The sequence below is a fragment of the Mycobacterium sp. TH-M11 genome (genome assembly GCF_057473725.1).
Window position 1 is genome coordinate 1 of the sequence record NZ_JBYCLD010000443.1, and the last position, 5337, is coordinate 5337.

The following is a 5337-nucleotide window of genomic DNA, read 5'->3' on the forward strand; positions in this document are numbered from 1 at the left end:
CACGAACCCGAGGGGTGAGAGCGTCGCTGATGGCCGCCAGCTGATCGTCGGTGAGCTCTTCGAGCCCGATCCCGAGCTTTTCCGCGACCTGAACCGCCGCACCCGCTGCCTCGTGGGCGTCCCGGAACGGAACACCTTGGCGCACCAGCCATTCGGCGATATCGGTGGCCAGCGTGTAGCCGGCCGGAGCCAGTGTCGCCATCCGCTCGACGTTGAATGTCAGGCTGGCGACCAGGCCGGCCATCGCCGGCAGCAGCAGCTCGAGCTGCGCCACCGAGTCGAACACCGGCTCCTTGTCCTCCTGCAGGTCGCGGTTGTAGGCCAGCGGCTGTGCCTTCAGCGTCGCCAACAGCCCGGCCAGGTTGCCGATCAGCCGGCCCGACTTGCCGCGAGCCAACTCGGCGATGTCGGGATTCTTCTTCTGCGGCATGATCGAACTACCGGTCGACCACGAGTCGTGCAACGTGACATAGCCGAATTCGGTCGAACTCCAGAGGATCACATCTTCGGCGAGCCGGGACAGGTCGACGCCGATCATCGCGAAGACGAAGGCCGCCTCCGCGGCGAAATCCCTTGACGCGGTAGCGTCCACGGAGTTCTCGGCAGCCGCGGTGAAGCCGAGCTTTTCGGCGATCGCGTCGGGATCCAGGCCCAGCGACGAACCGGCCAGCGCCCCGGAACCGTAGGGCGAGATCGCCGTACGCGCGTCGAGGTCGATAAGCCGGTCGACGTCGCGCAGCAACGGATGGGCGTGGGCCAGCAGATGGTGTGCCAGCAGGATCGGCTGGGCGGACTGCAGGTGGGTCTTGCCGGGCATGATGGCATCCGGATACGCGGCCGCCTGGGCCGCCAGTGCTTCGACAAGCTCAAGCGCGCCGGCGGCCACACGCCGCAGCGCATCGCGCAGCCACATCCGAAACAGCGTGGCCACCTGGTCGTTTCGCGACCGGCCCGCGCGCAGCCGACCGCCCAAGTCGGGACCGACCCGGTCGATCAGCCCGCGCTCCAGCGCTGCGTGCACGTCTTCATCGGTGGGCAGCGGCCCAAAGCTGCCGTCGCCGATGTCCTCGGCCAGACTGACCAGGCCGGCCAACAGCCCGTCGCGCTGTTCGGTGGTCAACAACCCGGCGTTGAACAGCACCTGAGTGTGCGCCTTGGAGGCGGTGACGTCGTACGGTGCCAAGACCCAGTCGAAATGGGTCGAGCGGCTCAGCGCGGTCAGCGCCTCGGACGGGCCGTCGGCGAAACGCCCGCCCCACAGCGATCCTTCGTTGGTGCTCACGTTTCGTCGGTGGCCAGATCCCGGCGTGCGGCGAGCTTGGACGACAGCCCGTGCACGTAGACGAAGCCCTTGGCCATCGACTGGTCGAAGGTGTCGCCCTCGTCGTAGGTGGCCAGGTTGAAGTCGTACAGCGACTCGGCGCTGCGCCGACCGTTGACGGCAATGTGCCCGCCGTGCAACACCATTCGGATCTCGCCGGTGACGTGTTCCTGGGTCTTGCCGACGAAGGCCTCCAGGGCGGTCTTCAGCGGTGAATACCACAGGCCGTCGTACACCAATTCCGCCCAGCGCTGGTCGGTGTGCCTCTTGAACCTGCCCAGCTCTCGCTCCAGGGTGACGTGCTCGAGTTCGGCGTGCGCGGTGATGAGGACCATCGCGCCTGGGGCTTCGTAGATTTCGCGACTCTTGATGCCCACCAACCGGTCTTCGACGACGTCGAGTCGCCCGACGCCCTGCGCGCCGGCGCGGCGGTTGAGTTCCTCGATGGCCTGCAGCACCGAGACCGCGCGGCCGTCGATCGTGACCGGCACGCCCCGTTCGAAGCCGACGATCACCTCGTCCGGGGTGTTCCAGTTGACGGTTGGATCTTCGGTGTAGTCGTAGACGTCCTTGGTAGGCGCGTTCCAGAGGTGTTCCAGGAAGCCGGTTTCCACCGCGCGGCCCCAGACGTTCTGGTCGATCGAGAACGGCGAGCGCTTGGTGACGTTGATCGGGATGGCGTTCTCCTCGGCGAACGCAATGGCCTTCTCCCGGGTCCAGGCGTAGTCGCGGACCGGCGCCAATACCTCCAGATCTGGCGCGAGTGAGGCGAATCCGACCTCGAAGCGGACTTGGTCGTTGCCTTTGCCGGTGCAGCCGTGCGCGACGATGCCACCGCCGTGTTCGCGGGCCGCCTTGACCAGGTGCTTGGCGATCAGCGGCCGGCTGATCGCCGACACCAGTGGGTAGCGGTCCATGTAGAGGGCGTTGGACAGGATGGTCGGCAGGCAGTAGCCGTCGGCGAATTCGTCGCGGGCGTCGACCACGACGGCTTCCACCGCGCCGCAGTCCAGCGCACGCTGACGCACCACCTCCATGTCCTCACCGCCCTGTCCGAGGTCGATCGCGACGGCGACGACCTCTCGGCCGGTCTCCTTGCCGATCCAGCTGATCGCCACCGAGGTGTCCAGACCACCGGAATAGGCCAAGATGACGCGATCGGACATGAATCGATCTCCTTTAATTTCGTGCGGTTACGTCAGGTTTTGGAGCACGCCGGCCAGCTCGGCGCCGGTCATCGGCTCGCGGGCCGCCACGAAGATGGTGTCATCCCCGGCGATGGTCCCGACCACGTAGGGCAGGGCGGCGCGGTCGATGGCGCTGGCCAGATAGTCCGCCGCCCCCGGTGGCGTGCGCAGCACCGCCAGGTTGCCGGTGGCATCAGTCGACACCAGCACCTCGCTCAGCAGCCGGGACAGCCGCGCGGTACCGCCGGGCACGCCGCGTAGCGGGCTGCCCTCTTCGGGAACGACATAGACGCCGACACCACCGTCGGCCCCGCGCAGCTTCACCGCGCCGAGCTCCTCGAGGTCTCGCGACAGCGTGGCCTGAGTGACCTCGACACCGTCAGCCGCCAGCATCGCGGCCAGCTCGCCCTGGCTGCGGACCTCCGCCGACGACAGGATCGCCACGATGCGGGCCTGCCGCCCCACGCGGGTGATCTCCGGTGTCGTCTTCGAGCGCGTCATGGGAGGCGTTCCAGCAGCCACACCAGCAGCGCTTTTTGCGCGTGCAGCCGGTTCTCGGCTTCGTCCCACACCGCGCTGTGCGGGCCGTCGATCACCTCGTCGGTGATCTCATGGCCCCGGTGAGCCGGAAGGCAGTGCAATACGACAACTTCCGAGTCGGCTTTGGCCACCAGGCTCGCATTGAGCTGGAACGCCCGGAACGGCCGTACACGATCCAGCCCGTCGTCTTCTTGGCCCATCGACGTCCAGGTGTCGGTCACCAACACGTCGGCACCGGATGCCGCGGCGATCGGGTCCGCGGTGACGGTCACCGATCCGCCGGTGTCCGCGGCGCGGTGTTCGGCGGCCGCGGTGAATAACCGATCCGGTGCGAATCCGGTTGGCGCTGCCACTGTTACGTGCATGCCTGCGGTGACGCCGCCGAGCATCAGCGAATGCGCCATGTTGTTGGCGCCGTCACCGAAGTAAGTCATCCGCAGACCGCGCAGCGAGCCCTTGCGCTCGGCGATGGTCTGCAGATCGGCCAGCACCTGGCAGGGGTGGAACTGGTCGGACAGCGCGTTGACGATCGGCACCGTGGCGGTTTCGGCCATCGCGGTCAGACGCGCTTGACCGTAGGTGCGCCACACGATGGCATCGACGTAGCGGGACAGCACTTTAGCGGTGTCCTGCAGCGTCTCCTCGCGGCCCAGCTGGGTGCTGCGGCCGTCGACCACAACGGCGTGCCCACCGAGCTGGGCGATACCCACCTCGAAGGAAAAGCGGGTGCGGGTGGAGTTCTTGTCGAAGATCACCGCGACACCGCGCGGGCCCTCCAGCGGGCGGCGGCTGAACGGGTCCTTCTTCAACTCGGCGGCCAGCTGCAGGACATCGGCCTGCTCGGCCGGGGTCAGGTCGTCGTCGCGCAGGAAGTGTCGCGTCATGAAGCCCTCTCGGCGGTGTCGAGGATGCCCGGCAAGGCGGCGACGAACGTGTCGAGCTGCTGCTCGGTGATGATCAGGGGCGGCGCCAGGCGGACGACGTCGGGTGCGGCGGCGTTGACCAAGAATCCGGCCGAGCGGGCAGCCGCCTCTACCGCGTTGGCCGTCAGCGCGGTCAAGACGACCCCGCACAGCAGGCCGCGGCCGCGGACGTGGTCGATCGCGGGATGGTGCAGCGCTGCGATGTTCTGGTGCAACGTCTTCCCCAGCGACGCGGTCCTTCGGACCAGGTCGTCATCGGCGATGACCCGCAGCACCGCCAGCGCCGCTGCCGCGCAGATCGGGTTGCCACCGAAGGTGCTGCCGTGCAGGCCGGGGGTCATAAGCTGGGCGGCCCGACCGGTCGCCAGGCACGCCCCGATCGGCAGGCCGCCGCCGAGCCCCTTGGCCATCGTCACCACGTCGGGAGTGACGCCGTCGTGCTGGTGTGCGAAAAACGTTCCGGTGCGGCCCATTCCGGTCTGTACCTCGTCGAGGACCAGCAGCGCGTCGTGGCGGGCCGTGATATCGCGGGCTGCGGCCAGGTAGCCGTCCGGCGGCACGACGATGCCGCTCTCCCCCATGATCGGCTCCAGGAATACCGCCGCCGTGTCGTCACCGACCGCAGCCGCCAGCGCATCGGCGTCGCCGTAGGGCACGTGGGTGACGTCGCCGGGTAGCGGCGCGAACGGCGCCTGCTTGCTCGGTTGGCCGGTTAACGCCAGGGCGCCCATCGTCCGGCCGTGGAAGCCACCTTGCGCCGCAACCAGTTTCGTTCGGCCGGTGAGACGAGAGAGTTTGAACGCCGCCTCGTTGGCCTCAGTTCCGGAGTTGCAGAACAACACCCGGGTCTCGGTGTCGGCGCCAAGCAGGCCGGTCAGCGCCTCGGCCAGCGCGATGCCAGGTTCGGCGGCATACAAATTTGAGGTGTGTCCCAGCGTCGACATCTGCCGCGTCACAGCCTCGAGCACGGCCGGGTGCCCGTGGCCGAGCACGTTGACCGCGATGCCGCCGAGCAGGTCCAGATACGACTTTCCGTCGACGTCGGTGACCACGGCGCCGTTGCCACTGGCCAACGCCACCGGCGGAAGACCGTAGTTGTTCATCATCACCGCCGACCAGCGCTGCTGAAGTTCCTCAGTGTGGGTCATGCGCTCACCACCTTCGTTCCGGAGCCCTCATCGGTGAGCAATTCGACCAGCACGCAGTGCTCGACGCGGCCGTCGATGATGTGCGCGCTGGGCACACCGCCGTTGACCGCGTGCAGGCAGGCTTCGATCTTGGGAATCATGCCCGTCTCCAGCGTCGGCAGCAGTTCAGTCAAGGTGGCGGTGTCGATTTCGCTGACCAGCGAATCCCGGTCCGGCCA

Annotated in this window: 5 protein-coding genes and 1 pseudogene; all 6 read right to left on the minus strand. The window is 67.8% G+C overall.

Features of this window, described 5'->3' with window-relative positions; genetic code table 11:
• Positions 1-1282, minus strand: a 1282-nt coding sequence (argH, locus tag AC2VOG_RS17300; RefSeq protein ID WP_486941083.1) for an argininosuccinate lyase, incomplete at its 3' end; no start/stop codon positions are given.
• Positions 1279-2487, minus strand: coding sequence for an argininosuccinate synthase (locus AC2VOG_RS17305; protein ID WP_486941084.1), 1209 nt, complete (start codon positions 2485-2487; stop codon positions 1279-1281). The genes argH and AC2VOG_RS17305, both read right to left, overlap by 4 nt.
• 27 nt (positions 2488-2514) lie before the next feature.
• Positions 2515-3009 carry an arginine repressor gene (locus AC2VOG_RS17310; protein ID WP_486941085.1) on the minus strand — a complete coding sequence of 165 codons (495 nt, stop codon included), beginning with the start codon at positions 3007-3009 and terminating at the stop codon, positions 2515-2517.
• Positions 3006-3932, minus strand: a complete 927-nt coding sequence (gene argF, locus AC2VOG_RS17315; RefSeq protein ID WP_486941086.1) for an ornithine carbamoyltransferase — start codon at positions 3930-3932, stop codon at positions 3006-3008. Before argF ends, AC2VOG_RS17310 begins: the two co-directional genes overlap by 4 nt.
• On the minus strand, positions 3929-5119 hold the full coding sequence (locus AC2VOG_RS17320; protein WP_486941087.1) for an acetylornithine transaminase: 1191 nt from the start codon (positions 5117-5119) through the stop codon (positions 3929-3931). Before AC2VOG_RS17320 ends, argF begins: the two co-directional genes overlap by 4 nt.
• Positions 5116-5337: pseudogene (locus AC2VOG_RS17325) on the minus strand (acetylglutamate kinase); the annotation flags it as partial. The gene AC2VOG_RS17320 and the pseudogene AC2VOG_RS17325, both read right to left, overlap by 4 nt.

Excerpts from the sequence above, each read along its gene's own strand:
- AC2VOG_RS17305 (WP_486941084.1), bottom strand. The coding sequence starts at position 2,487 with ATGTCCGATCGCGTCATCTTGGCCTATTCCGGTGGTCTGGACACCTCG.
- AC2VOG_RS17310 (WP_486941085.1), bottom strand. The coding sequence starts at position 3,009 with ATGACGCGCTCGAAGACGACACCGGAGATCACCCGCGTGGGGCGGCAG.
- argF (WP_486941086.1), bottom strand. The coding sequence starts at position 3,932 with ATGACGCGACACTTCCTGCGCGACGACGACCTGACCCCGGCCGAGCAG.
- AC2VOG_RS17320 (WP_486941087.1), bottom strand. The coding sequence starts at position 5,119 with ATGACCCACACTGAGGAACTTCAGCAGCGCTGGTCGGCGGTGATGATG.